Genomic DNA, 24231 nt, shown 5'->3' on the forward strand with positions numbered 1-24231 from the left:
GCAGCCGACGTTCGCTGCTCGCTGGCCGTCTTAGGAACCACGCGCCGCACCTCAGGTTGGTCGATGCACCAAGCTGAGGAGCCAGCATGACGGACGTCGACGTTCGCAAGGGGATGCCGCCCGTCAAGCTGTCGCGCGAGGTATTCGAGCGGCGCTACAGGAGCCAGTTCGTCGATCCCGCCTTTGCGCCGCTCAAGCCGGAGCTCGACGCCATCGTCGGCGCCGCCTGGGATGCCTACAGTCATTCGCGCAAGGCGCCCGTCACGCGAAAAGCGGGTCCGGGGTTTGCCGATCCCGATTACGACCTTGCCGTCGACTGGCTTGCCGCGCGTGCGGCTATTCTGGAGGCGCAGCGGCAGCACGACGACGCGGACGCGATGCCGCGCATCCTCATCATCAACGGCTCGTCGCGCAGCGAGCACACCTGTCCCGGCGAGATGTCCAAGACCTGGCGGCTGGTCAAGCTGGCCGAGCCCGTCTTCGCGGAGATGGGCTACGGCGTCGACATCCTCGATCTCTCCCGCCTGACCTCGGAGTTCGGCAGGACCATCCATCCCTGCAAATCCTGCGTCTCCACCGCCATGCCGCTCTGCCATTGGCCGTGCAGCTGCTATCCGAATTATTCGCTGGGGCAGACGAGCGACTGGATGAACGAGATCTATCCGCTCTGGGTTGCGGCCCACGGCATCCTGATCGTGACGCCGGTGAACTGGTATCACGTGCCCGGCGGACTCAAGGCGATGATCGATCGCCTCGTCTGCGCCGACGGCGGCAATCCCGATCCGACATCGACGCACGGCACGAAGGCCGATGAGGCCAAGGCGATCGAGCTGAAGGGCTGGCCCTATCCGCGTCATCTCGCCGGCCGCCATTTCGGCCTCGTCGTTCACGGCGACAGTGTCGGTGCCGAGGGCGTGCGTCGCACCTTGTCCGACTGGCTGACCGACATGGATCTGATTTCGGCGGGCCGCTTCGGCGAACTGGACCGTTATGTCGGCTACATGGAGGAGTACGCCACGGCGCACCGTGCACTCGATGAAGACCGCGAGTTTCAGCAGGAGGTGCTGAACGTGGCGCGTGCGCTCGGCAACGCTGTCAGGCTGGCGCGGATCGGGCGGCTGGAGGAGCCCGGCAACGGTCTCGAAGATCCGAATCCCAAATAATGGACTGAAAGGAGGTCACATGCTGGAAGAGAAACTGACGGAATCCATTATTGGCGAACTCAAGCGTCAGGCTGCCAACAATCCGCAATCGCTGAAAGTGGGAGGCTCCTCCGAAGAACTCGTCGTCAACGGGAAGATCAATCTTGCCGAACTGGTCATGGTGATCGCGGGTTCGGTCGCCGGCGGACCGTAGCCCCACAGGCATTGAAAGCCCTGCTCGGAGATTTCCGTTGAGGACTCCGGCGGTCGTCAATACCATGGCGAGGCATTGATCAAACGAGCATTCGACCGAAGTGGCGGGGATGGTGGCAGGTTCAAAGAGGGCGCGCGGAGGCAGCGGCCGCGTCAAGCTTGAGGAGGTCGCCCGCAAGGCCAATGTCTCGACCGCGACCGTCTCGCGCGCCTTCAACGAGCCTGACAAGGTCTCCGAAGAGGTCAGGCAGCGGGTCAAGGACGCGGCCCGCGCGCTGAACTGGATTCCGAACGCCGCCGGACGGGCGCTGGCCTCGCGCAGGACGCATATCGCCGGCGCCATCATCCCGACCCTGGACGACGAGATCTTCGCCCACCAGATCGGCGGCATGCAGACCGTCTTCAGCGAACGCGGCTTCACGCTGTTCCTGGGCTGCTCGAACTATGATCCGGACGAGGGCTTGCGGCAGGCCGAAGCGATGCTTGCGCGCGGCGTGGAAGCACTCGCATTGGTCGGTGAAAACCATCCTGCCGAGCTGTTCGACGCGCTCAACTCGCGCGGCATTCCCTACGTCGTGACATACTCTTACAACAAGCTGTCGCCGCACCCGTGCATCGGCTTCGACAATCGTGCCGCCTTCAGCCGCATGACGGAGCATCTGCTGTCGCTGGGCCATCGCCGGTTCGCCGCTATCTTTCAGCCTGATACCAACAACGACCGCGTCAAGGAGAGGCTTCGCGGCATCAGCGAGACGCTCGCGGCCGCGGGTCTGAAAATCGCGGCGCAGGATCTGATGATGGGTCCCTCGACGCTGGAGTTCGGTGCGGCCAGTTTTGCGCGCTTGATGACGCAGGCGGTGGACGTTCGGCCGACCGCGATCGTCTGCGGCAATGACAATCTGGCGCTCGGTGCGTTGATGGCTGCGCGGGAAAACAGCCTGGACGCGCCTCGGGATTTCTCGATCACCGGCTTCGACGATCTTGCAATTTCGTCGCGCTTCTCTCCCAGGCTCACGACGATGAAGGTCGACAACCAGCAGATCGGCGTCCTGGCCGCCAACGAGCTCCTCGCGGTGATCGCAGGCCGGCAAGCTCAGGCGCAGTCGCGGGAAGTCATGCCTGTTCTCAGTATCCGCGAGAGCGCCGGCGAGGTCAGGGGTCGCTGATCCCTGAGATCGCGGTCGTCATGCCCGGGCTTGTCCCGGGCATCCACGTTCTTCGTGTTGGGGCAAAGGCGTGGATGGCCGGGACAAGCCCGGGCATGACGCTGCGGAAGCTTTAGCGCGCCAAATGCTCACTTCATCTGCGATTGCCCTACCCACACGAGGGCCGCTTGACTCCAATTATGTAAGCGCTTACATAGCCGCGTTTTAAATGCCATGAGAGCAACCGGCGGTCCCTCGCCGGGATGGGACGGAGAGGAAACAACAATGCGTCATAGCCTTTTGCGATGGGCCAGAAACTGTTCGATGGCGGCTTGCCTGCTGCTGCCGATGATGGGAGCAGCGAGCCCCGCAGCCGCCCAGGAGAAGCTCGTCGTCTGGTGGAACAAGGGCTACTACAAGGCCGAGGAAGACGCGCTGCTCGCCGTCATCAAGAAGTTCGAGGCCAAGACCGGCGTGAAGGTCGAGCTGTCGCAATATGCGACGCAGGACATGATGCCGAAGCTGGTGGCGGCGCTCGATGCCGGCGCTCCGCCCGACGTCACCTATGCGGACACCTATCATTTCCAGGGCGCCGGCAAATGGGCCTCCGAAGGCAAGCTGGTCGACCTGACTTCCGTCCTCGCGCCGATCAAGGGCGAGTTCTCTCCGCAGTCGCTCGAAACGGTCATGTTGTACAACGACAAGACCAAGGCGAAGGCCTATTACGCCTTCCCGCTAAAGCAGGCGACGCTGCATCTGCACTATTGGAAGGACATGATCGAGGAGGGCGGTCTCAAGGAGACCGACATCCCGAAGGACTGGAACGGCTTCTGGTCGTTCTGGTGCGACAAGGCGCAGCCGGCGGTGCGCAAGGCATCCGGCAAGCGCATCTACGGCATCGGCCATCCCATGGGCGTCGACGCCACCGACAGCTTCATCTCGTTCCTGGTGTTCATGGATGCCCACAACGTCGTGCTCGTCGACGACAACGGCAAGCTGCTGGTCGACGATCCCAAGGTGAAGGCGGGTCTTGTCGCCGCCATGAAGGATTATGTCGAGATCGCCGCGAAGGGCTGCACGCCGCAATCGGCGACAAGCTGGAAGGATCCCGACAACAACGTCGCCTTCCACAACAAGACGACCATCATGACGCATAACTCGACGGTTTCGCTTCCCGGCAAATGGCTGGACGATTCCGGCAACGAGACGCTGACCGCCGAGCAGCGCGACGAAGCCAGGAAGAACTATGACGAGCGCATCCGCACGATGGTCTGGCCCAACAAGCCGGACGGCACGCCGGTCCACACCCGCGCCTCCGTGGTGGTCGGCCTGATCTTCGAGCAGGCCAAGAACAAGGACCGTGCCAAGGAGTTCGTCTCGTTCCTGCTGCGCGATGAGAACCTCCAGCCCTATATCGAAGGCGCGCTCGGCCGCTGGTTCCCGGTCAAGACCGCGGCGCAGAAGTCCGCGTTCTGGGATGGCGACGTGCATCGCCGCGCCGTGCGCGACCAGTTCTTCGCCGGCGTCGGCGGTTACGAGATGAGCAAGAACTACAAGTTCACCACGCTCAACAACGAGAACGTCTGGATGAAAGCCGTCAACGCCATCGTCACCAACAAGGTGCCGGTCGAAAAGGCCGTCGACGACATGATCGCCCGCATCAAGGAAGTCGCCGGCAATTGATCGGCAGCCTGAACCCGTTACGCTCACGCGTTGCAAGACGCGTGAGCGGCAGGCTCCTGCCTGTCAAAGATCTCGAAATCCTGGGAGCCGATTTGTGACTGCAACCATCAAGGGCATCATTCCGGTGATGCTGACGCCGTTCACGGAAGCCGACGCGATCGATTACGCCGGCCTCGAAAAACTGATCGAATGGTACATTGCAAACGGCGCTGATGCGCTGTTCGCCGTGGCCCAGTCGAGCGAGATGCAGTTTCTCAGCCTCGATGAGCGCGTCGCGCTGGCGCGGTTCGTCGTGCGGCAGGCGGCGGGCCGGGTGCCTGTCATTGCGTCAGGCCACGTCAGCGAATCCCGCGACGATCAGGTGACCGAGCTGACCGCCATCGCTGCAACCGGCGTGGACGGATTGGTGCTGGTGACGAACCGGTTCGATCCGAAGGGACAGGGCGGCGCCGTCTTCATGGACAATCTGCGCGGCCTGCTCGCAGCCCTGCCTGCCGGTCTTCCGCTTGGCCTCTACGAATGTCCCGCGCCGTTCCGCCGGCTCATGTCCGACGACGAGCTGAAGTTCTGCGCCGAAAGAGGACGCTTTGCGATTCTCAAGGACGTGTCCTGCGACCTCGACACCGTGAAGCGCCGCGTGGCGCTCACGAAAGGCTCGTCGCTTGCCATCGTCAACGCCAATGCGGCGATCGCCTTCGACGCCATGAAGTCAGGATCTGCCGGTTTCACCGGCGTGTTCACCAACTTCCATCCCGACCTCTACAAATGGCTGCTCACCGAGAGTGCCAGGCATCCGGCGCTGGCGGACGAACTCTCCGTCTATCTCGCGCTCGCCGCGATGGCTGAGCCGATGGGATATCCCAAGCTGGCCAAGCTGTATCATCAGCGGCTCGGCACGTTCGCGGCCATCCGCAGCCGGGCCGTCGATTTCGACATAAGCGAGCGCTTCTGGGCGCTCGACGCGCTGCTGGACAAGATCATGCAGGGACAGGCGAGCTTCCGCGCCAGGATCGCGGCCGTGCGCTGACGGCGCGCCTCCGCTAGTTCGAAGCCAGCGCCGTCCTGGCGACTTCCGCCATCCAGCCGGAGCTGACGGGCAAAATCGCGTCGTTGAAATCGTAACGCGGGCCGTGCAGCTCGGCGCCGTCGCGCAATTCGCCGTTGCCGATCCAGGCGAAGGCGCCGGGGCGATGCTGGAGGTAGAAGGCGAAATCCTCACCGGCCATGCTGGGCGCGAGATCGCGCCTGACTGGGGTCTGCATCTTCTCGGCGGCGAGGCGCGCGAGACCGGCCTCAGCCGGGCTGTTGATCACGACGCCGACGCCCATGAAAATGTCGGGCGTGACCTTGACGCCGAAGCTCGTGGCGATGCCGGCGCAAATCTGTTCGATCCGCGCCACGACGATGTCCTTCACCGCATCGCGATGATACCGCAGCGTGCCGCCGATCTCGACGCGCCCCGCGATCTGGTTACGCGCCTTGCCGCCTTCGAGCGTGCACAGGGACAGCACGGCAGTGTCGAGCGGATCGACGCTACGCGAGACGATCGATTGCAGCGCCACGATCAAATGTCCCGCCGCCATCACCGGGTCGCGGGTCAGATGCGGCATGCCGGCGTGACCGGCATGGCCCTCGATGGTGATGATGACGCGTCCGCCGGAAGCCATGACGACGCCGTCATGGACCGCGATGGTGCCGGCCTGAAGCCCGGGCCAGTTGTGGAAGCCGAACACCCGATCCATCGGAAAGCGGTCGAACAGGCCCGCGCCGACCATCGCGCGCGCGCCGCCCAGTCCTTCCTCGGCCGGCTGGAAGATGAAGTCGACGGTGCCGCTCCAGCTGGTGTCGGCGACCAGCAGCGCGGCCGCGCCGAGCAGCGAGGCGGTGTGTCCGTCATGTCCGCAGGCATGCATCACGCCGGGATTGGTCGAGGCGTAGGCAAGCCCCGTATCCTCGGTGATCGGCAGCGCGTCCATGTCGGCACGCAGGCCGACGCGGCCTTGCGCGGACCCCCGCGTCAGCGTCGCAACCACGCCGTGGCCGCCGATGTTGGCTTCGAAAGGAATGCCGAACTCCGTGAGCCTCTCCTGCACGAAGGCGGCGGTGGCCTTCTCGTGGAGGCCCAGTTCCGGATGGGCATGCAGGTGCCGGCGCCACGCGGTGAGTTTCTGGTGCAGCTCAGGGGTCAAGGCGCGGCTCTTTCAATGGTGTCAGCTGCTGACACCATAACGGAATATCGGGCGACTGCATCCAGTGCCTCGGAATGCCTCGCGTGCAGCAACATCGTCATGGCCGGGCTTGACCCGGCCATCCACGTCTTGCTTGCTGCACCGAGAACGTGGATGCCCGGGACAAGCCCGGGCATGACGGCGCCCTACGGCGACAACTTCGCCAACCCCTTCCAGTCAAAACTGATGCCATGACCCGGGCGGTCCGGCGCCTGGGCCTTGCCGTCCTCCAGCACCAGCGGATGCTCGATATAGGTGTCGAGCCCGAAACCATGCGCCTCCAGATACGAGCGGTTCGGGCAGGCCGCGAGCAGGTGCACGGTGATGTCGTGCGCGCCGTGGCTGGTGACGGGCAGGTTGAACGCCTCCACCAGCCGCGCGATCTTCATGAACGCGCTCACCCCGCCGCAATTGGTGACGTCGGGCTCGGGATAGGACACCGCGCCGGCAGCGATGTAGTTCTTGAACTCCCACAGCGAGCGCAGATTCTCGCCCGCCGCGATCGGCACGCCGCCGGCCTGCATGATGCGCGCGTGGCCCGCGACGTCATCGGGGATGATTGGCTCCTCGAGCCAGGTCAGGTCGTAAGGCACGAAGGCGCGGGCCGCGCGGATCGCTTCCTCGACCGTCCATTTCATGTTGGCGTCGGCCATCAGCGGAAAGCCGTCGCCGAGATGCTTGCGCATCGCCGCGACGCGTGCGACGTCGGATTTGAGATCAGGACGGCCGACCTTCATCTTGATGGCGCGAAAGCCCTTGGCGAGATTGCCGTCGGTCTGCTTCAGCAGCGCCTCGACGGAGAGATCGAGGTCGATGCCGCCGGCGTAGCACGGCACGCGCGCATCGAAGCCGCCGAGCAGCCGATACAGCGGCAGCCTGGCGCGCCGCGCCTTCAAATCCCACAGCGCGATATCGAGTGCGGAGAGGGCCAGCACCGCCGGTCCGCCGCGGCCGCCATAGTGCAGGCCCCACCAGACGTGATGCCAGATCGCCTCGGTATCGTCGGCCTCGCGTCCTTCGACCAGCGGCGGGATCTCGCGCTTGAGGATATCGGCGGTCGCCCCGCCGTTGCGCCCGACCGTGTAGGTGTAGCCGACGCCCTCGGCGCCATCGGCATCGCGGATGCGGCAGGTGATCAGCTCGAACGCGGCGATCTCGCCATGCGTGGAGTCCGAGAGCGTGACGGGGAGGGGGATCCGATAGAGTGCGGATTCGATCGTCGCGATGCGTGCCATGCTGTTTCCACCTGCGCGTTTTGATCGCAAGTTAAGCTGGTCGCGTGGGATGAGCAATCGCCTGTGGTGCTGTCATCGGGATCGCAGTGCTGTGTCGCTGTCTGTGCATGTCATCTCGGAGATCCGCGCCTGACGGTGTCGCCGTGGCGGCCATCTCTGGCTGAAGCCGGAACCGCGAGCAGCATCTTTGATGCTGAACGTGAGAGAGATCACATCTTCAGTTTGGATATTGCCTTACAAATATGTGTTCGGGCGAGCAAACTGAAGTTTTTCCCGGCGGGAAAAGGCCGAGCCGCTCACGCCAATGTTTCAGGCCCTTCAACCGCTTTGCCGGTATCCTTTAGTATGGTAGCTTTTCGCGCGGCAGGTTCTGTTTTCGTCGGCGACAATTGTCCGCCGGCGCCGAGTTGAGTCATGGCCGAAATTCGCAACATCAAGTCCGGCAAGAGCGGCGGTGAGCCTCCGCGCGAGGCAATGCCGCGCCGTCTTGCCGCAATTGTCGCTGGCGATATCGTTGGCTACAGCCGACTCATGCAGATCGATGAAGAGGGAACGCACGTTCGCGTGAAGCGGCTCGAGCGCGAACTCATCGAGCCCAGCATCGTGGAGCACCACGGCAAGCTCGTCAAAACCACTGGTGACGGCTTTCTCGCAATCTTTGACAGTCCCGTCGAGGCGGTTCGATGCGGCATCGTCATCCAGCAAAGCATGGTAGGACGCAACGCATCACTGCCGAAGCATCATTGGATCGAATATCGAATTGGTGTGAATCTGGGCGACGTCATCATCGAGGCAGATGACGTTTACGGCGACGGCGTCAACATCGCTACGCGCATCGAGGGGATTGCCGATCCTGGCCAAGTCTACATTTCCGGCGGCATCTACGAGCAGATCAAGCATAAACTGGTTTGCGGATACGAGTCGCTTGGCGATCGAAAAGTCAAGAACATCACCGACCCCGTGAGAGTCTATCGCGTCCTTCCCGACGCGACCTCCTTCAACAGGATCCGTAAACGACGCGAGAGCGTCCTGTTGATCTTGTTGAGTCTGACCTTGCTCATCATTGCGGGCGGTGTGCTCTGGTATCTGCTCGTGGAGCCGCGCAGTCAGATGGCTCATCAGGCGGCAGCCCCGGCCTCGCCGCTGGCAGAATCACCGAGGCCGCCTTCGTCCGAATCATCCGCTGCAAGACAGGACGTGCCGCCGCCTCCGTCCGCGTCGTCCATCGCAAAACAGGACGTGCCGCTGCCTCCGTCCCCTGTGCCGCCGCTGGTGTCGTCGCCCGCTCCACCGCAAGCCGTGCCCGAAACCCAGCCCGCGCCGTCGATCGCGCCGCCGGCCGCGGCTGCGGTCCGCGAGCCTGAGATGGTTCCGGTGCGCGGCGGCATCTTCTCGATGGGCAGCAACGACGATCTTTCGGAAAAGCCGGTTCGTCGGGTCACAGTCAAGCCGTTCGTTATCGGCAAATATCCAGTCACGGTTCGCGAATGGAACGAATGCGCCGCGGCAAAGGCATGTGGGTTCGTGGCGGCAGGCAAAGATGATGCGCCGGTCACGAATGTGAGCTGGAGTGATGCAAAGACGTTTGTCACTTGGCTGGCAAATGCGACCGGCAAGCCCTATCGGCTTCCAAGCGAGGCTGAATGGGAATACGCGGCGCGGGGCGGTACCCAGAGTAAATATTGGTGGGGAGATCAGCCTCAGCCCGGCATGGCCAATTGCAAGAATTGCGCGGATGTTGCCGGCGTCGAGCAGCCGGTGAAGGTCGGAAGTTTCAAGCCGAATCCATTTGGGCTGTTCGACATGGGTGGCAGCGTCGATCAGTGGGTCGAGGATTGCTGGCACAGGAGCTATCAGGGTGCGCCTTCGGACGGATCGCCATGGCTCGGAGGGGAGTGTTCGTCACACGTGATCCGCTCCGGCTCATGGAAAAACGACGCAACTTATGTTCGCCCGGCGAGCCGCGACAGTTACGACACCAACGTTCGCTATCCGACCCATGGATTCCGTGTCGCCTTGTCCCCGTGACAACGTGGAGGAAGAAGACTCCCATGAAGATGATTCGGCTTGTGATGTTGTCCGCGGTCCTGACTCTGATGTCTTTCGCCGCCGCCCAGGCGCAGGGAAAGCCTGCAGGCAAGGATACGGTTCTCTATTTCGTCTGGCCGCAGAACGGTGCGGTCATCAAAGGCGGGTTCTGGTGCCGTTTCGGCTTGCGCGGCATGGGCGTGACCCATGCCGGCGACGACTTCAAGAACAGCGGGCACCATCATCTTCTCATTGACGTGACCGAGCCGCTCAATCCCAATGAACCGATTGCATCGGATAAGTCTCATCTCCATTTTGGAGCGGGGCAGACCGAGGCACGTATCGAGCTGCAGCCCGGTAAGCACACGCTCCAACTCGTCCTGGGGGACGCCAATCACTTTCCGTTCGATCCTCCGGTCGTGTCGGAAAAAATTACTGTCACGATAAAATAGACGGCCCAGGAAGATAGACGGCGCAATTTCGCGCCGGTCGGCAGTGGCAAGCCAAATCCATCGGCAGATTTTCAGCCTGGCAGCTTCCTGCCCTGGCAGCTCAACGCGTCGTCGCGATCTGCACGGCCAGCGCACAGGCGCGGTCGTATTCGTCGAGATTGATCCACTCGTCGATCGTGTGCGCCTCGTTCTGGCCGGCGCCGAACGTCACGGTCGGAACGCCGTGGCGGACCATCCAGTTGGCATCGAGGCCGCCATTGGCGGTGCGGACATTCGGCGTGCCGCCGACCGCGGACACCGCCTCGACCGCGCGCTTGATGACGGGCTGGCTGTCCTTCATGCGGAACGGGAAATAGTCGGTCTCGGCCTTGAACTTGACCTTGCCGGACTTGCCTTGTGCATTCGTCACCTTCTTGGCCGCCTTCTCGAACGCGGCCTTGTAGGCCTTGGTGATCTCCTTGAAGAATTTTCCGTCATGGCTGCGGCTTTCGCCGCGCACATGCACGTAGTCGGTGACGACGTTGGTGGCATCGCCCGCCGGGCGGCCCTCGCCGCCGGTAACGGGGCCGACATTGCTGGTGCCCAGCCGCGCGCTCGCGCCCTTGCCCTTCACCACCTTGCCGAACCAGCCGCCGGCCTGCACGTCGGCCAGCGCAAGCGCCATGATCATGGTCGAGGAGATGCCGCGCTCCGGTGCGACGCCGGCATGCGAGGCACGCCCCGTGATCTCGACGGTCCAGCGATCCGCACCGACCGCGCCGATGATGACGTTGGAGGCCGAGCCGCCGTCATAATTGAAGGCCATCACGGGCGAGCCGAGCTCGTCGAGCTTGACGTGACGCGCGCCATAGAGCCCGCTCTCCTCGCGCACGCAGAACAAGAGCGTGATCGGGGGATGATCGAGCTTCTGCTTCTCGAGCTCGGCGGCCAGCGTCACCAGCACGCCGCAGCCGCAGCGATTGTCGCCACCGAGCGCGGTTTTGGCCTCGTTGACGATCTTGCGGCCGGATTTCTTCGGCTTGGCGCCGGCGCACAGCGGCACGGTGTCCATGTGGGTCATGAACATGATGCGCGGCTGGTTGTGCAGCGCGCCGCGGCCGGGCAGGTCGACGATGAGGTTGCCGGTCTCGGTCGGCACGGGGATGCGCGTGTTGGCATCGTCGAGCCGGATCGCCTTGGCCGGCACGCCGCTCTCCTTCAACGCGGCGGTGAGCTCACGCCCGATCGCCGCCTCCTGTCCGGTCACGCCCTCGATGGCGAGGAAGCGCATGAGACGGTCGGTGGCGGCTTTGGTGTCGACAGGCATGATTCATTCCTTTGGCGAACGGTGCCTGTCATCTTACGAACGCTGTGCGGTGTAAGTCAAAAAGATCAGCGCGCCCAATGCCAGCATGGCAGCCATGAACAGCAGCACCGCCGGCAGCCCGGCAAACGCCGCGACCGCTCCGGTGATCGACTGCATCAGCGCCGCGCCGAGGAAGAAGGCGAGGTTGATTGCCGCGAGCGCCTTGCCGGCGGTTTGGGCGTCGACCAGTTGCCTGGACATGCCGAACAGCAGCGGCTGGGCGGAGGTGGCAAGGCCAATGAGCACAAGCAGCACGAGATCATAAACTGGCGGCATCACGGGCACGCCGAACAGCATCGAGACCGCGTAATGCGGCGCGCCCAGCGCCATCAGCGCCAGCAGCAGCGCGCCGACCATATGCGTGCTCGCCACCAGCGCACGGCGGCGGTTGAGCTTGCGGTCGATCATGCCGACGCAGAGGGGACCTGCGATCATCGCCAGCGTGAAAGCGCCGAGCTGGTTGCCGGCCTCGACCCGCGTCAGTCCCTTGATCTCCATCAGCCACGGCCCGCCCCACAGGCCGCGCAGCACCAGTGAGGTCGCGAGCGACACCAGCGCCAGCGCGATCAGGCCGCGGAGCGGCCGCGACAGGCCGAGCCTGAGCACGTCGATCATCTGCGACAGCGGCGAGGATTCGTCCTTGTGCTCGGCCGGCTGCTTCGGCACCAGCAGGAACACCGCGCATGCGACGGCGACGCCGCCGAGCGCGGAGATCCAGAATCCGGCGCGCCAGCCGTAATGATCGACCACGAAGGCGAGCGGGCTCGACGACAGCAGCATGCCGATATTGCCGATCGAGAGGATCGCGCCCGACCACAGGCCGAATCGCGCCGCCGACAATTGCTTGGCCGCCAGCGTCATCGGGCACATCAGCATGCCCGAGGTGGCGATACCCAGCATCACTTGCCCGACCGCGAAGCTCTCCGGCCCGGTCGCAAAGCCCGATGCGATGGCGCCGATCACGGTTCCCACCAGCAAACTCAGCGACACCGGCCGCACCCCGAAGCGGTCCATGGCGGCGCCGACCGGGATCTGCGCCGCGGCAAAGGCAAAGGGATAGACCGAGGTGAGGCTGGCCAGCGCCTGCGGCTCCATATGAAAATCCGCCGCCATCAGATCGAGGCTGACGGCGGGAATGGTGCGCAGCAAGGTCGAGAGCATGTGGCCGCAGGCCAGCGCCAACAGCGCAAGGATCAGCGCGCGGGTGCCATCGCCCGCTTCTTCCGTGGCAACCGCAGTCATCAGCGTCCCGTCCCGGCAAGGGTTTCGGCCGGGTTACACGATCGGAGCGAGGATGCCAATGGCGCCAGGGCAGAGCCGGTGTGCGTCTTCCGGCGCTCCGACGTCGCGCAAATGGCGCTTCGTGGCTATGTCGTCGTCAATTCCCGCAATCCGATTTTTCCAGGCACGCGTTCGATTGGGCGATCCTGGAGAAGTCCTCGGTCGCGATGAACACGAGCAGCCCGAGCAGAACCAGCGCTGCGATGTTCGAGCGCATGTTCGCGCCATGCCCGACATCACGGCGATCCTGTTCGAACTTCGCGAGGTCGAGCATGCGAAAGATGGTGTTGGACCGCACATTGTCGACCGGATCCCTGCCGGTGTCCGATCGCGTTCGAAACGGTACGACATTCCCCCGGGGGCTCGGTTGATCGGCCTTCATCTTGCGCCTCGTTCCCGTGAAGCAGCGCTTGCTGAATTTCGACGATAAGGCTGACTCAAGATGGGCGTTCCCAAAATTCCTGATCACCGGCGCAATTCAGCGTGATGCCGCAGCCATCCTGAACATCCGTCCATATCGTTTCCGTTTGTTTCCACTTTACGCTCGTCGAACGTTTTCGATTTGAGCGGCTGCGTTGTCGCAACGCGCGAACATGACGGTTTGTACAGATTGTCGCACGCAATCGTTATTTTGACGCCGCGATGTTGTCACCGATATTTCAGGCAAGCGTTTCACCTGCAAGCAGGCACAAGCAGTCACATGGCCATCAGATCGACAAGGCGGCCGAAGCTCGGCCTCACGCTGTTTGGAATTCTTGCGGTCGCCGCGCTGGCCTATGGCCTGTGGTACGCGTTCGTCGGAGGCGTCAGGCCGGTCGAAGCGACCGCCAACAGCGCGTCCAGTCAGGCCGCGGCGAAGATCCCCGTGACGTCGTTCGAGGTGAGGAAGGCCGACTTTCCCGTGCACACCTACGGTCTCGGAGTCGTCTCGCCGTTCAAGACGGTCACGGTCAAGAGCCGCGTCGACGGTCAGATCACGAAGGTGTTCTTCAAGCAGGGGCAGATGGTGAAGGAGGGCGATCCGCTTCTGGAGATCGATCAACGCCCCTTCACCGCGGCGCTGGAGCAGGCGGTGGCGAAGAAGGCCCAGGACGAGGCCAGCCTGAAGAACGATCAGTTGAACCTGGAGCGCTTTCAGAAACTCGCGAAGCAGCAGTTCGAGACCCAGCAGAATCTCGACACCCAGCAGGCGCTGGTCGATCAGCTGACCGCCCAGGTCAAGGGGGACCAGGCCGCCATCGACAATGCGCAGACCAATCTCGGCTACACCTCGATCAAGGCGCCGATCTCGGGGCGAACCGGTTTTCGTCTGGTCGACCCCGGCAACATCGTGCATGCTGCCGATACGACGGGGATCGTCACCATCGCCCAGCTGCAGCCGATCGCCGTGCAGTTCACGGAGCCGGAAGAGCAATTGCAGGCCGTCGCCAGGGCCTTTGATACCGGCGAGGTGCCCGTCGCGGCGCTGACATCGGATGGAACCAGAACGCTGTCGCAGGGCAGGCTTGCGATCATGGACAATTCGGTGAGCCAGGCCACCGGGACCATCAGCCTGAAAGCGCGCTTCGACAACAAGGACAACGCACTGTGGCCCGGCCTGTCAGTCACCACGCGGATGCTGATCGACACGCGCAAGGACGTCATCGTCGTGCCGCAGGATGGTGTGCAGCACGGGCCGTCCGGTCTGTTCGCCTATGTGATCGGCGACAACGGCAAGGTCAGTGCCAGGCCGATCAAGGTCGCTCAGAGCGGCGATGCAAATGCCGTGGTCTCCGAAGGCCTGAACGTCGGAGACCGGATCGTGGTGGCCGGGCAGTCGCGCCTGTTCGAGGGCGCGCTGGTCGACGACAAGCCGACGGTGGATGCCAGCGCCACCACCACTCAGGCCAAAACCGGATCGGTTGACTGACATGGCTGGCGGTATCTCGGCTCCCTTCATTCGCCTTCCCATCGCGACGTCGCTGCTGATGGTCGGCATTCTCTTCGTCGGGATCATCGCCTATCCACAATTGCCGGTGGCGCCGCTGCCGGAGGTCGATTTCCCCACCATCCAGGTCTCCGCCAGCCTTCCCGGCGCGGACCCTGACACGATGGCGTCCTCGGTGGCGCAGCCGCTGGAATCGCAATTCGCGCTGATCCCCGGCGTCTCCGAGATGACGTCGTCGAGCCAGACCAGCTCGACGCAGATCGTTCTGCAGTTCGATCTCTCGCGCAACATCGACGGTGCGGGATCCGACGTGCTCGCCGCCATTAATGCCGCCAGCGGGCAATTGCCCAAGAACATGCCGAGCACGCCGACCTACCGCAAGGTCAATCCGGCGGACTCGCCCATTCTCATGCTTGGCGCCACGTCGAAGACGCTGCCGATGACGCAGGTGTCGGACGAGGCCTACACCAAGCTCGCGCAGGCGATCAGCCATATCAGAGGCGTCGGCCAGGTCAGCGTCGGCGGACAACAGGCGCCGTCGATCCGCGTCCAGATCGATCCCGCCAAGCTGGTCGCCAAAGGCCTGTCGCTGGAGGACGTGCGGACCCCGCTCTCGGTGATATCGGTCAACAATCCCAAGGGCACCCTCAACGGCGACACCCGCACCTATACCGTCTATGCCAACGACCAGTTCACCAAGGCCGAGGCCTGGAACGACATCGTCATCGCCTATCGCAACGGCAGTCCCGTTCGTGTCGGCGACATCGGCCATGCCGTCAGCGCGCCGCTGGACAATACCCAGTACGGCTGGGCCGACGGCAAGCCCGGCGTCTTCCTGGTCATCTTCAAGCAACCCGGCGCCAACGTCATCGATACCGTCGACAGCGTGATGAAGCAGCTGCCGCACCTGAAGGCGGGCATTTCGCCCGCCATCGACATCAAGGTGCTGTCGGACCGCACGCAGACCATCCGCGCGGCCGTGAAGGACGTGCAGTTCACGCTGCTGCTCACGGTCGGCCTCGTCGTGATGGTGATCTTCGTCTTCCTGCGCAGCCTGTGGGCCACCATCATTCCGTCGATCACGGTGCCGCTCGCCCTGCTGGGCGCCTGCGCGCTGATGTGGATGGCCGGCTACAGCCTCGACAATCTGTCGCTGATGTCGCTGACCATCGCGGTCGGCTTCGTGGTCGACGACGCCATCGTGATGCTGGAGAACATCACCCGCTATATAGAGGAAGGCGAGACGCCGATGGCGGCGGCGGTCAAGGGCGCGGGCGAGATCGGGTTCACGATCATCTCGATCTCGGTTTCGCTGATCGCGGTGCTGATTCCGCTGCTGCTGATGAGCGGCATCATCGGTCGCCTGTTCCGCGAGTTCTCGGTGACGCTGGCGATGACGATCGCCGTGTCGGCCTTCGTGTCGCTGACGCTGACGCCAATGATGGCCTCGCGCTTTCTCAAATCGCACGACGAGGAGCATCACGGCAGGCTCTACATGCTCAGCGAGCGGATGTTCCAGGGGCTCGTCAACGGCTATGAGCGCGGCCTCGATCTCGTGCTGTGCTTCCGCTTCGTCACCCTGATGGTGTTCTTTGCGACGATGGCGCTGACGGTCTATCTGTTCGTGATCATCCCGAAGGGGTTCTTCCCGCAGCAGGACACCGGGCTGATCACCGGAATCGTCGAGGCGTCGCAGGACACCTCGATCGCTGACATGTCGAAGCACATGCAGGAGGTCGGCGCGATCGTGTTGAAGGACCCGGCGATCGATCACATGGCGATGCGGATGGGCGGCAGCGGCAATACGCTCAATGACGGCACCATGTACATCACGTTGAAGCCGCGCGACGAGCGCAGCGCTTCGGCCGACCAGGTCATCCGCCGCTTGCAGGCGCAGACGGCGAAGGTTCAGGGCGCGCGTCTCTATCTCCAGTCGGCGCAGGACGTTCGCGTCGGTGGCCGGCCCGCCCGGACGCAATATCAGTTCACCTTGCAGTCGACCGACATGGACCAGCTCAACACCTGGGCGCCCAGGCTGCTCGGCAAGATGAAGGAGATGCCCGAGCTGCGCGACGTCGCGTCCGATCAGCAGACGTCTGGCACCACGCTGACGTTGTCGATTGACCGCAATCAGGCGGCGCGTTTCGGGATCACCCCTGACGTCATCGACGCGACGCTGTATGACGCGTTCGGGCAGCGCGAAATCGCGACCTATTCGACGCAATTGTCCACCTATTATGTCGTCCTCGAGGTGCTGCCCTCGCTGCAGAAAAATCCCTCCACGCTGGAGCAGATCTACCTGCGTTCGCCGACGACGGGCGGCGAGGTGCCGCTGTCGGCGTTCACGAAGTGGACCACGGCGCCGGTGCGCCCGCTGGCCATCAACCATCAGGGCCAGTTTCCGGCGGTGACGATTTCCTTCAACCTCGCGCCCAATGTCGCGCTCGGCCAGGCGACGCAGGCGATCGACGCGATGGAACGGCAGATGAACGTGCCCGCTGCCATCACCTCGACGTTCCAGGGCACGGCGAAGGCGTTCCAGGACTCGCTCTCCTCGGTGCCCTTGCTGATCGTGGCGGCGCTGATCGTGGTCTATCTCATTCTCGGCGTGCTCTACGAGAGCTACATTCACCCTCTGACCATCCTGTCGACCCTGCCGTCGGCCGGTGTCGGCGCTCTGGCGACGCTCCTCATCTTCCACATCGAGTTCAGTCTGATCGGGCTGATCGGCCTCGTCCTGCTGATCGGCATCGTCAAGAAGAACGGCATCATGCTGGTCGACTTTGCGATCGTGGCGGAGCGGGATCACGGTCTGTCGCCGGTCGAGGCTATCAGGCGGGCGTGCCTGCTGCGTTTCCGCCCCATCCTGATGACCACGATGGCGGCCGTGCTGGGCGGGGTGCCGCTGATGCTGGGTCACGGCACCGGCTCGGAGCTGCGTCAGCCGCTCGGCTATGCCATGGTCGGCGGTCTCCTGGTCAGCCAGGTCCTGACGCTGTTCACCACGCCGGTGGTCTATCTCTATCTCGACCGTATCGCGCAATGGTTCAGCCCGAAGCGGCACGCGGGAGAAGATCGTCAGGACAAGGATGTTGCGGACGGCGACGATCTGGACATGGTCGAAAAAGTGGTTCCGAAAAAGTCCAGGGTGCTTGCAGCGCAGTGATCGCTTGGCGTCGGATCGGCCGCTCGCGACGCCGAAGGAGCGGAAGCTGTATTTCGAAAAAGCATGGAAATTATTCTTGGGCGGCGCCGCCGGCCCGCAGGGATAGCCGCGAACAACGCGGGCGTTCGCGTATTCCCTGATGTTTCCATTTGCATTTGCCTGCACAAATTCACACACTCCGACTCGGAAAGGCCGCGGACGCGCTCGCGTCTGAAGACGGCTTCCGCTTTGGGGAGATCGCCATGATGGGACTTACGTCTGCGTCGCGCAGCCTGTTGCTGGCCGGCGCTGTCTTCGGCGCGTTCACGCTGTCCGCCGCAGCGCAGCAGCCGGCAGCGCCACCCGCCGCGCCCGCAGCGCAACCGCTTCCTCCGGGGTCCCCACTGATCGGCCGTCCGGACGGCGAAGCGGCTTCCAAGCTTGCGCCCGTGGCGCCGCCGCCGATTCCGGCGCAGGCCGACAAGCTGCCGCTCGCCAAGCTCAAGGTGCCCACAGGCTTCAATATCGAGGTCTATGCTTCCGGCATGGCGAATGCGCGCTCGCTTGCGCAAAGCGACAAGGGCACCGTGTTCGTCGGCAGCCGTCTCGTCGACAAGGTCTATGCCATCACCAACAAGGACGGCAAGCGTGCGGTCAAGGTGATCGCCTCCGGCCTCTATCGCCCGAACGGCGTCGCCTTCAAGGACGGCACGCTCTACATCGCCGAGCTGTCGAAGGTCTCGAAGATCGACAAGATCGACGACGTCCTGGACAGCCCGCCGAAGCCGACCGTCATCTACGACAAGCTGCCGAAGGACGAGGCGCATGGCTGGAAGTTCATCGGCATCGGTCCCGACAACAAGCTCTATGTGCCGGTCGGCCAGCCCGGCAACAACGTGCTGCACGATGCCGATCACGGCCAGATCCGCCGCATCAATCTCGACGGCTCGGGTGCCGAAGTCTATGCGGTCGGCGTGCGCAACACGGTCGGCTTTGACTGGAATCCGGAAACGAAGCAGCTCTACTTCACCGACAACGCCCGCGACTGGCTGTCGGAGACGGTGCCGGAGGATGAGCTCAACCGCGTCACCAAGGCCGGCGAGGATTTCGGCGCACCGTTCTGCTACCAGGGCAATATCATCGACCAGGAGCTCGGCTGGGGCAAGGATTGCAAGAACTACACCGCGCCGGTCGGCCTGATGGGCCCGCACACCGCCGCACTCGGCATGCGCTTCTACACCGGCAGCATGTTCCCGAAGCCGTACAAGAACGCGATCTTCGTCGCGCGCCACGGTTCCTGGAACAAGTCGCAGAAGCAGGGCGGTGACGTCGTCCTCGTCAAGCTGAACAAGGACGGCAGCGTGAAGTCGATGGAGCCGTTCCTGACCGGTTTCCTCGAGGACAACAAATATGTCGGCCGCCCCGTCGACGTGATGCAGCTGAAGGACGGCTCGCTGCTGGTCTCCGACGACTGGAATGGCGCGGTCTACCGCATCACCTACGGCAAGCAGAAGGTTGCGGCGCAGTAAGTGGTCACCACACTCGTCATTGCGAGCGCAGCGAAGCAATCCAGCGTCTTTCCGGAGAGGCAGTGCTTCGTCGCTTCGCTCCTCGCAATGACGGTGCTTCCGGCAGCGGCCAATGCAAAAAGTCATAATCGTCGCCCTGGCGCTCGTCTCGCTGACAGTCTCCTCAAGTGCAGAGATTCAGGAGCGCGCAGCGCCATGCCTGGCCTGTCACGGCGAACGCGGTACCTCCGAGACCGGGAACACGCCTTCGCTCGGCGGCCAGCAGGCGCCTTACGCGCTGATCCAGCTGTTCATGTTCCGCGAGAAGCTGCGCGTGTTCGAGCCGATGAACGAGATGGCGAAGTCGCTGACCGACGACGATCTGCGCACGTTTTCGGATTTCATCGCCACGCTGCCGAAGCCCGTGCCGCCGGCTAAATCAGCCGACGCCGCGCGCATGGCGCGCGGAGAGGCGCTGGCGAAGCAGAACCGCTGCAACACCTGCCACAATACTGATTACTCCGGAAAGGAAAGCGTCCCGCGCATCGCCAACCAGCGCGAGGACTATCTCGCCAAGACGCTCGCCGAGTACAAGGACAACACGCGCCACGGCTATGACGCCACCATGGCCGACGTGATGCAGACGGTGGCCAAGGACCAGATCAGCGATCTCGCCCACTATCTCGCGAATTTTCGGTGAGATATCTCACTGCACAACCTGGCCTCGTCCCGAGGGCCCGCCGCAGGCTGGCGTCTCAAAGCATGGCCGTTAGGAAGCTGCCGGACAGCAACTTCCACTACTGCTGCGCTGCTTCCCTGAGAAGCACTGTCGGGTAAACCGGCTTGGTGAAGAACTTGGCCCCGGGCGGCAACGGCCGTGGCAGCGGATTGCCGGAGATCACGATGATCCGGGCATCGGAGCCGTGCTCCCGCGCGTAGTGCGCGAGATCCACGCCGTCCATCTTCCCGACCAGATTGACGTCGGTGACGACCAGCGACGGGTGCTTTGCCTTGAGCGCGAGCGCGGCGGTCTCCGCGTCCTCGCATTGCAGCACTTCGAAATTGTTGTCCTCGAGGAACAGCGCGAGCATCTCGCGCTGGATGTCATCGTCCTCGACGACGATCGCGGTCGGGCGATGCGGCTTCGACTGACCCATGGCTGTACCTCACTGAGCTATCAATTGTTAAGTGCGAGGGGCCGAATCCGTTCCCGGTTGGGGGCAGTGAGTTCCGCTCACGTGATTGTGCGGGGGCGCTGGCGAAGGTTGCTGTACCGCTAGAGCGGACTATCAGTTGCTGCCATGGCGTAAGCTAATGGCTAAGACCGAAACTCTCTGTACAACAGTGCTTCGATCCTTTGACGATACCACGACGCTTCGTCAAAAGACGCTGTTGGCATCAACTCTCCGCTCAGAATCGTAAAGCCCGGCGCGTATTTCGTGCGTGGCGTCCCTTTGTAGATGATTTCTTTCAAAGGCAAGGTTCCCGCAACCGGGTGCAACGTATGATGCTTGATATTCGCTACCTGTCGCCGCCTTTGTCCAAGCCAGCGCCAAATTCCTGCACGTTCATTGTTTACGACGGCCTTCTCCCTGGTCAAAATGTCGCAAAGCGTTGTGCCGACGTACCGCGGGTCAAACAAGATGTCGGGGCAATACTGCTTCAGCTTATCGATCATGATGAGGAGGCTTAACGTCGATAGGAAGGAGCGGTTGGAGCCGCCGCCAACATCGACGTGAACTCCGGGCATCCATATCTGTTCAAGGTTCTGGTGTTTCCGGCGTCCTTCGAAGAAAATGGGTTTGTATGCCCATCTGCTGTCATCTATCGAAATGACATGTACGACGGTGTTGACGATGTTCGCCGGTTTCAAGCTGTCGAAGCGGTATCGCTCAAGGTAGCTTTTTCGCCTGAATGAGCCGATGACTGTGTCCCAGAGTCCTAAAAACCGGATTCTTACATTTTGATGGGTGGCGCCATTTCGTTGCTCTGAGTAGTCTCTCTTGGCGTTGTTGCTGTCTGTGAAATAGATCCACGCGTCTTCGATAAGCGACAGCTGATTTGCTTTGAGGAGGCCGGCGTAAGAGATAAATCCTGTGAGAGCTCGCGCGGCGAATGCTCCACGCGAGAATCCAAAAATATAGATACTGTCTCCCGGCTCGTAGTTTGAGGCCAGATTGATGTAGGCTTCGAGGATAAGCGCGTTCATTCCCTCGCCCGTTGCTCCAGCATATATTCTTGAGCTCCTGTTGGCGGTGCCGACACCAGCGGAATAGATGAAGATTTGTGGGTTCTCCTGACGGGTGTCGTCGTGACAATCGAGGGCGACATTTAGTCTGTGGACGTTGCTTTTGAAGGCGTCCTTGAAGGCTGCCTGCCACGTGCCGTCTATTCCAATAAAGATATGTTTGCCCATGGACGTACGCGCTTCTGAAAAAGGACTGCCAAGAAGATAAATAAAGCCTGCCCTCGGAAATTGAGGTGCATTGGGTTCTTTCTGCAATTCTAGGGCGCGGCGACGGGGTTGACTAGAGAAATTACTGGCGACGGGTTGTATGGCTGGGGCCAATCTTGCGCTTCTGATTGGCCTGATGCCTTGGCTTTGATTGACCATTACAGTTCATTTGGCTGCGGTACCGTCAGATCTGCCGAGGCGGTCCAGGAGTATTCGAGCCTCACATATGACCGCTTGGACCTGCCGCCGCTCGAAGATGGCTTCTTGCGTGAACGCACCATGCTTTCGCGCATTCTGGTTTCCTCTTGGTGCGCCTGATCTCTCCGCGCCGCCATGCATGCGGCAGCGCACCTTCCCCCGCATCGCCGGCGCACGGCACGTGCCGCCGTCGCGGGTCTTTGCGCCGCAGCGCAGGCTCACCCGCATCGGACCGGTGTTGCGAACATGCCCGCTGCTCACAGGCTCGGCCCTTGCTTCGCATCAACCGGACCCGCTTCCGCAGCAAGCACGTTCGCATGCTGCGTGACGTTGCCCACGATCGCTCGCCCGCCCTCGTGTACCGATAGACTCCGCACCGTGATCGCGCGCTCGTCGCTGTTGCGGTGACGGCTCAGGGCTTCGACTTGCGCGGCGAAGGTGCGGGAGAGCCGGGTCAGTGCACGGGTGACGCTCTCATGCTGCGCGAGATCGTCGGTGCAGGCGAGGCGACAGGCGCAGCGCATCGTCGCCATGTGGACGGAGACCATCTGGGACACCAGCATGGCCTCGATCGAATCCTTCGGCGCGATGTTCCTGATCATCGAGACCATGAAGGCGAGGTTGGCTTCGTCGGGCTTGTGCCCGATCGCACTCGCCTTGACCAATTGCTTCAGGATGCCGTGCATCGCGTCGCGGTCGACGGCGCCGAGCGCCTCGGCCAGCAGCTGTTCGCCGGCTTGCGGGTCCGGATGTCGGATTGCGATCCGGCGCTTGTAGAGCTTGATCCGCGGGCTCGGGGCGGGGGCGCTGCGATCGTTTGCCGCAAGCGGCGCGGTGATGCGTAGTTCGGGAGTTGTCGTCATGGGATGTGTCCTTGGCAGGCGCAGGCGCGCGAACGACCGTTCGCTCGCTGCGCGCGGTTTCGATTTTCAGGATGTCGATGAAGGGTTTACGCGCAACGGCGTCGGCGTGGCCTTGGCCATCCGTTGGGAGTGCTGACGATTGTTGCGATGATGACAGTCTGCCAGTGTTTTGCCCGACGAGTCAAACGGCCTTGCCGTGCGCGCAAGTCCTTGTGCGCGCAAGAGGCGGCTACTGTGCATGGGGTCGTTTTCATATTTTTTGTTGGGAAGCGGCTCCCACCTGCCGCGCGGCGGAATGCCGGCGCGCAAACGCGATTGCGAAATCCGGCGCGCCCGCACATCATGATTTCCGAACGGGCCGCGCCGGCACATGCAAAAGCGGCACTGAGGATCTGGGAGAGAACGAATGCAACGAACGCTTCGCCTGCTGGCGATCGTCGCCGGATTATGCGTGACGACCGAGGCCTTCGCGCAGAAGTACCCGACGCGTCCGTCCAAGATCATGGTCGGCTTCAGCGCGGGCGGCCCGGTCGATGTCGTTGCACGCATCGTCGCCGACCGCCTGGGCAACAAGCTCGGGCAGCCCTTCGTGGTCGAGAACCGCGCCGGCGCCAACGGCATGATCGCTGCCGAAGGCGTCGCCCGCGCGGATGCGGACGGCTACACGATCCTTGCCTGCAACTCGTCCACCATCACGCTGAACAAGACGCTGTTCAAGGAGGCCCGCTACGATCCGCAAGGCGATTTCGCGCCGCTCACCACGGTGATTTCGGCGCCGCTCGTGCTCGTGGTCAATCCCGAGAATCCCAAGACGGCCGATATCAAAACCGTGGCCGATCTCGTCGCCGCCGCCAAGGCCAAGCCGGGCGAGCTTGCCTACGGCTCAGGCGGCAACGGCAACCTTGCCCATCTCGCCATGGAGCTGCTCAGCCAAAAGGCCGGCATCAAGCTGATCCACGTGCCCTATCGCGGTGGCGCGGCGTCCGAGGTGGGCATCCTCGCGCAGGAGGTGCTGGCGGTGTTCGATCCGCTCTCCGCCGTGCCGCTGGTGAAGGCCGGCAAGCTGCGCGCGCTCGCGGTGTCATCGGCCGAGCGGCTGTCGTCGCTGCCCGACGTGCCGACCGTCGCGGAAGCCGGCTATCCCGGCTTCGACATCTCGTTCTGGGTCGGCTTCTTCATGCCGAAGGCAACCCCGGCGCCGATCCTGGAGACGCTGCATCGTGAGATCGTCGCTGCCGCCAAGGACCCGGCCTTGCAGGAGCGGCTGGAGACGCAAGGCGTCGTGAGCGTGCTCAATCCCACCGACTATGCCGCCAAGATCGCGAAGGAGACCAGGGAACTCGCCGAGGTGGTGGTCGCTGCAAACATCAAGGCGGAGTAGGT

At 63.1% G+C, this 24231-nt stretch carries 21 protein-coding genes; 12 read left to right on the top strand and 9 right to left on the bottom strand.

Features of this window, described 5'->3' with window-relative positions; all coding sequences use genetic code 11:
• Positions 1 to 86 precede the first annotated feature (86 nt).
• From AB7532_RS09445 to AB7532_RS09465, 5 genes are all read left to right on the top strand, one after another.
• Positions 87 to 1163 carry a flavodoxin family protein gene (locus tag AB7532_RS09445; RefSeq protein WP_441234527.1) on the top strand — a complete coding sequence of 359 codons (1077 nt, stop codon included), beginning with the start codon at positions 87 to 89 and terminating at the stop codon, positions 1161 to 1163.
• A 19-nt stretch (positions 1164 to 1182) separates the two neighbouring features.
• Entirely contained in the window at positions 1183 to 1356 is a 174-nt protein-coding gene (locus tag AB7532_RS09450; protein WP_441234528.1) for a hypothetical protein, read from the top strand.
• A 109-nt stretch (positions 1357 to 1465) separates the two neighbouring features.
• Positions 1466 to 2521 (top strand): LacI family DNA-binding transcriptional regulator, encoded by a 1056-nt coding sequence (locus AB7532_RS09455; RefSeq protein ID WP_441234529.1) that lies wholly within the window; start codon positions 1466 to 1468, stop codon positions 2519 to 2521.
• A gap of 303 nt (positions 2522 to 2824) precedes the next feature.
• A complete protein-coding gene (locus AB7532_RS09460; protein WP_441234530.1) occupies positions 2825 to 4183 on the top strand; it encodes an ABC transporter substrate-binding protein in 1359 nt (452 codons plus the stop codon).
• A gap of 94 nt (positions 4184 to 4277) precedes the next feature.
• On the top strand, positions 4278 to 5210 hold the full coding sequence (locus tag AB7532_RS09465; protein ID WP_441234531.1) for a dihydrodipicolinate synthase family protein: 933 nt from the start codon (positions 4278 to 4280) through the stop codon (positions 5208 to 5210).
• Between the two features lie 13 nt (positions 5211 to 5223).
• Here the strand turns inward: AB7532_RS09465 and AB7532_RS09470 are convergent, their stop codons facing one another.
• Both AB7532_RS09470 and AB7532_RS09475 read right to left on the bottom strand, forming a co-directional pair.
• Positions 5224 to 6372: an amidohydrolase gene (locus tag AB7532_RS09470; protein WP_441234532.1), complete on the bottom strand. Its 1149-nt coding sequence runs from the start codon at positions 6370 to 6372 to the stop codon at positions 5224 to 5226.
• A 185-nt stretch (positions 6373 to 6557) separates the two neighbouring features.
• A complete protein-coding gene (locus AB7532_RS09475; RefSeq protein WP_441234533.1) occupies positions 6558 to 7646 on the bottom strand; it encodes a mandelate racemase/muconate lactonizing enzyme family protein in 1089 nt (362 codons plus the stop codon).
• 414 nt (positions 7647 to 8060) lie between these two features.
• Here AB7532_RS09475 and AB7532_RS09480 point away from each other — a divergent pair, with 414 nt between their 5' ends.
• The gene (locus tag AB7532_RS09480; protein ID WP_441234534.1) at positions 8061 to 9674 is read left to right on the top strand and encodes an SUMF1/EgtB/PvdO family nonheme iron enzyme; all 1614 of its coding nucleotides are present in this window, start codon (positions 8061 to 8063) and stop codon (positions 9672 to 9674) included.
• A 23-nt stretch (positions 9675 to 9697) separates the two neighbouring features.
• Positions 9698 to 10126 carry a DUF4399 domain-containing protein gene (locus AB7532_RS09485; RefSeq protein WP_441234535.1) on the top strand — a complete coding sequence of 143 codons (429 nt, stop codon included), beginning with the start codon at positions 9698 to 9700 and terminating at the stop codon, positions 10124 to 10126.
• Positions 10127 to 10226: 100 nt separating this feature from the next.
• Here AB7532_RS09485 and AB7532_RS09490 read toward each other — a convergent pair whose 3' ends face one another.
• The 3 genes from AB7532_RS09490 to AB7532_RS09500 all read right to left on the bottom strand — a co-directional run bounded on the left by AB7532_RS09490 (position 10227) and on the right by AB7532_RS09500 (position 13134).
• A complete protein-coding gene (locus AB7532_RS09490) occupies positions 10227 to 11432 on the bottom strand; it encodes a M20/M25/M40 family metallo-hydrolase (RefSeq protein WP_441234536.1) in 1206 nt (401 codons plus the stop codon).
• 33 nt (positions 11433 to 11465) lie between these two features.
• Positions 11466 to 12713, bottom strand: coding sequence for an MFS transporter (locus tag AB7532_RS09495; protein ID WP_441234537.1), 1248 nt, complete (start codon positions 12711 to 12713; stop codon positions 11466 to 11468).
• A gap of 136 nt (positions 12714 to 12849) precedes the next feature.
• Positions 12850 to 13134, bottom strand: a complete 285-nt coding sequence (locus AB7532_RS09500) for a hypothetical protein (RefSeq protein ID WP_441234538.1) — start codon at positions 13132 to 13134, stop codon at positions 12850 to 12852.
• A 318-nt stretch (positions 13135 to 13452) separates the two neighbouring features.
• On the opposite strand from AB7532_RS09500, the gene AB7532_RS09505 reads away from it, so the two are divergent.
• The 4 genes from AB7532_RS09505 (at position 13453) to AB7532_RS09520 (ending at position 20032) form a co-directional block, all read left to right on the top strand.
• A complete protein-coding gene (locus AB7532_RS09505) occupies positions 13453 to 14661 on the top strand; it encodes an efflux RND transporter periplasmic adaptor subunit (RefSeq protein ID WP_441234539.1) in 1209 nt (402 codons plus the stop codon).
• A gap of 1 nt (position 14662) precedes the next feature.
• A complete protein-coding gene (locus AB7532_RS09510; RefSeq protein ID WP_441234540.1) occupies positions 14663 to 17845 on the top strand; it encodes an efflux RND transporter permease subunit in 3183 nt (1060 codons plus the stop codon).
• 242 nt (positions 17846 to 18087) lie between these two features.
• The gene (locus AB7532_RS09515; protein ID WP_441234541.1) at positions 18088 to 19353 is read left to right on the top strand and encodes a PQQ-dependent sugar dehydrogenase; all 1266 of its coding nucleotides are present in this window, start codon (positions 18088 to 18090) and stop codon (positions 19351 to 19353) included.
• A gap of 112 nt (positions 19354 to 19465) precedes the next feature.
• On the top strand, positions 19466 to 20032 hold the full coding sequence (locus AB7532_RS09520; RefSeq protein WP_441234542.1) for a c-type cytochrome: 567 nt from the start codon (positions 19466 to 19468) through the stop codon (positions 20030 to 20032).
• Between the two features lie 97 nt (positions 20033 to 20129).
• Here AB7532_RS09520 and AB7532_RS09525 read toward each other — a convergent pair whose 3' ends face one another.
• The 4 genes from AB7532_RS09525 to AB7532_RS09540 all read right to left on the bottom strand — a co-directional run bounded on the left by AB7532_RS09525 (position 20130) and on the right by AB7532_RS09540 (position 22848).
• Complete coding sequence (locus AB7532_RS09525; protein WP_441234543.1) at positions 20130 to 20489, bottom strand: response regulator; 360 nt, start codon at positions 20487 to 20489, stop codon at positions 20130 to 20132.
• 161 nt (positions 20490 to 20650) lie between these two features.
• Positions 20651 to 21901: a phospholipase effector Tle1 domain-containing protein gene (locus tag AB7532_RS09530; protein ID WP_441234544.1), complete on the bottom strand. Its 1251-nt coding sequence runs from the start codon at positions 21899 to 21901 to the stop codon at positions 20651 to 20653.
• 51 nt (positions 21902 to 21952) lie between these two features.
• On the bottom strand, positions 21953 to 22213 hold the full coding sequence (locus tag AB7532_RS09535) for an HGGxSTG domain-containing protein (protein ID WP_441239222.1): 261 nt from the start codon (positions 22211 to 22213) through the stop codon (positions 21953 to 21955).
• A gap of 29 nt (positions 22214 to 22242) precedes the next feature.
• Positions 22243 to 22848, bottom strand: coding sequence for a hypothetical protein (locus AB7532_RS09540; protein ID WP_441234545.1), 606 nt, complete (start codon positions 22846 to 22848; stop codon positions 22243 to 22245).
• A 406-nt stretch (positions 22849 to 23254) separates the two neighbouring features.
• On the opposite strand from AB7532_RS09540, the gene AB7532_RS09545 reads away from it, so the two are divergent.
• A complete protein-coding gene (locus AB7532_RS09545) occupies positions 23255 to 24229 on the top strand; it encodes a Bug family tripartite tricarboxylate transporter substrate binding protein (protein ID WP_441234546.1) in 975 nt (324 codons plus the stop codon).
• Positions 24230 to 24231 lie beyond the last annotated feature (2 nt).

The sequence above is a fragment of the Bradyrhizobium sp. 930_D9_N1_4 genome, from assembly GCF_052076015.1.
GTDB lineage: Bacteria > Pseudomonadota > Alphaproteobacteria > Rhizobiales > Xanthobacteraceae > Bradyrhizobium.

Excerpts from the sequence above, each read along its gene's own strand:
- AB7532_RS09490 (WP_441234536.1), bottom strand. The coding sequence starts at position 11,432 with ATGCCTGTCGACACCAAAGCCGCCACCGACCGTCTCATGCGCTTCCTC.
- AB7532_RS09455 (WP_441234529.1), top strand. The coding sequence starts at position 1,466 with ATGGTGGCAGGTTCAAAGAGGGCGCGCGGAGGCAGCGGCCGCGTCAAG.
- AB7532_RS09540 (WP_441234545.1), bottom strand. The coding sequence starts at position 22,848 with ATGACGACAACTCCCGAACTACGCATCACCGCGCCGCTTGCGGCAAAC.
- AB7532_RS09500 (WP_441234538.1), bottom strand. The coding sequence starts at position 13,134 with ATGAAGGCCGATCAACCGAGCCCCCGGGGGAATGTCGTACCGTTTCGA.
- AB7532_RS09505 (WP_441234539.1), top strand. The coding sequence starts at position 13,453 with ATGGCCATCAGATCGACAAGGCGGCCGAAGCTCGGCCTCACGCTGTTT.
- AB7532_RS09460 (WP_441234530.1), top strand. The coding sequence starts at position 2,825 with ATGGCGGCTTGCCTGCTGCTGCCGATGATGGGAGCAGCGAGCCCCGCA.
- AB7532_RS09520 (WP_441234542.1), top strand. The coding sequence starts at position 19,466 with ATGCAAAAAGTCATAATCGTCGCCCTGGCGCTCGTCTCGCTGACAGTC.
- AB7532_RS09515 (WP_441234541.1), top strand. The coding sequence starts at position 18,088 with ATGATGGGACTTACGTCTGCGTCGCGCAGCCTGTTGCTGGCCGGCGCT.
- AB7532_RS09485 (WP_441234535.1), top strand. The coding sequence starts at position 9,698 with ATGAAGATGATTCGGCTTGTGATGTTGTCCGCGGTCCTGACTCTGATG.
- AB7532_RS09495 (WP_441234537.1), bottom strand. The coding sequence starts at position 12,713 with ATGACTGCGGTTGCCACGGAAGAAGCGGGCGATGGCACCCGCGCGCTG.
- AB7532_RS09475 (WP_441234533.1), bottom strand. The coding sequence starts at position 7,646 with ATGGCACGCATCGCGACGATCGAATCCGCACTCTATCGGATCCCCCTC.
- AB7532_RS09450 (WP_441234528.1), top strand. The coding sequence starts at position 1,183 with ATGCTGGAAGAGAAACTGACGGAATCCATTATTGGCGAACTCAAGCGT.
- AB7532_RS09545 (WP_441234546.1), top strand. The coding sequence starts at position 23,255 with ATGCAACGAACGCTTCGCCTGCTGGCGATCGTCGCCGGATTATGCGTG.
- AB7532_RS09510 (WP_441234540.1), top strand. The coding sequence starts at position 14,663 with ATGGCTGGCGGTATCTCGGCTCCCTTCATTCGCCTTCCCATCGCGACG.
- AB7532_RS09535 (WP_441239222.1), bottom strand. The coding sequence starts at position 22,213 with ATGCGGGTGAGCCTGCGCTGCGGCGCAAAGACCCGCGACGGCGGCACG.
- AB7532_RS09480 (WP_441234534.1), top strand. The coding sequence starts at position 8,061 with ATGGCCGAAATTCGCAACATCAAGTCCGGCAAGAGCGGCGGTGAGCCT.
- AB7532_RS09525 (WP_441234543.1), bottom strand. The coding sequence starts at position 20,489 with ATGGGTCAGTCGAAGCCGCATCGCCCGACCGCGATCGTCGTCGAGGAC.
- AB7532_RS09445 (WP_441234527.1), top strand. The coding sequence starts at position 87 with ATGACGGACGTCGACGTTCGCAAGGGGATGCCGCCCGTCAAGCTGTCG.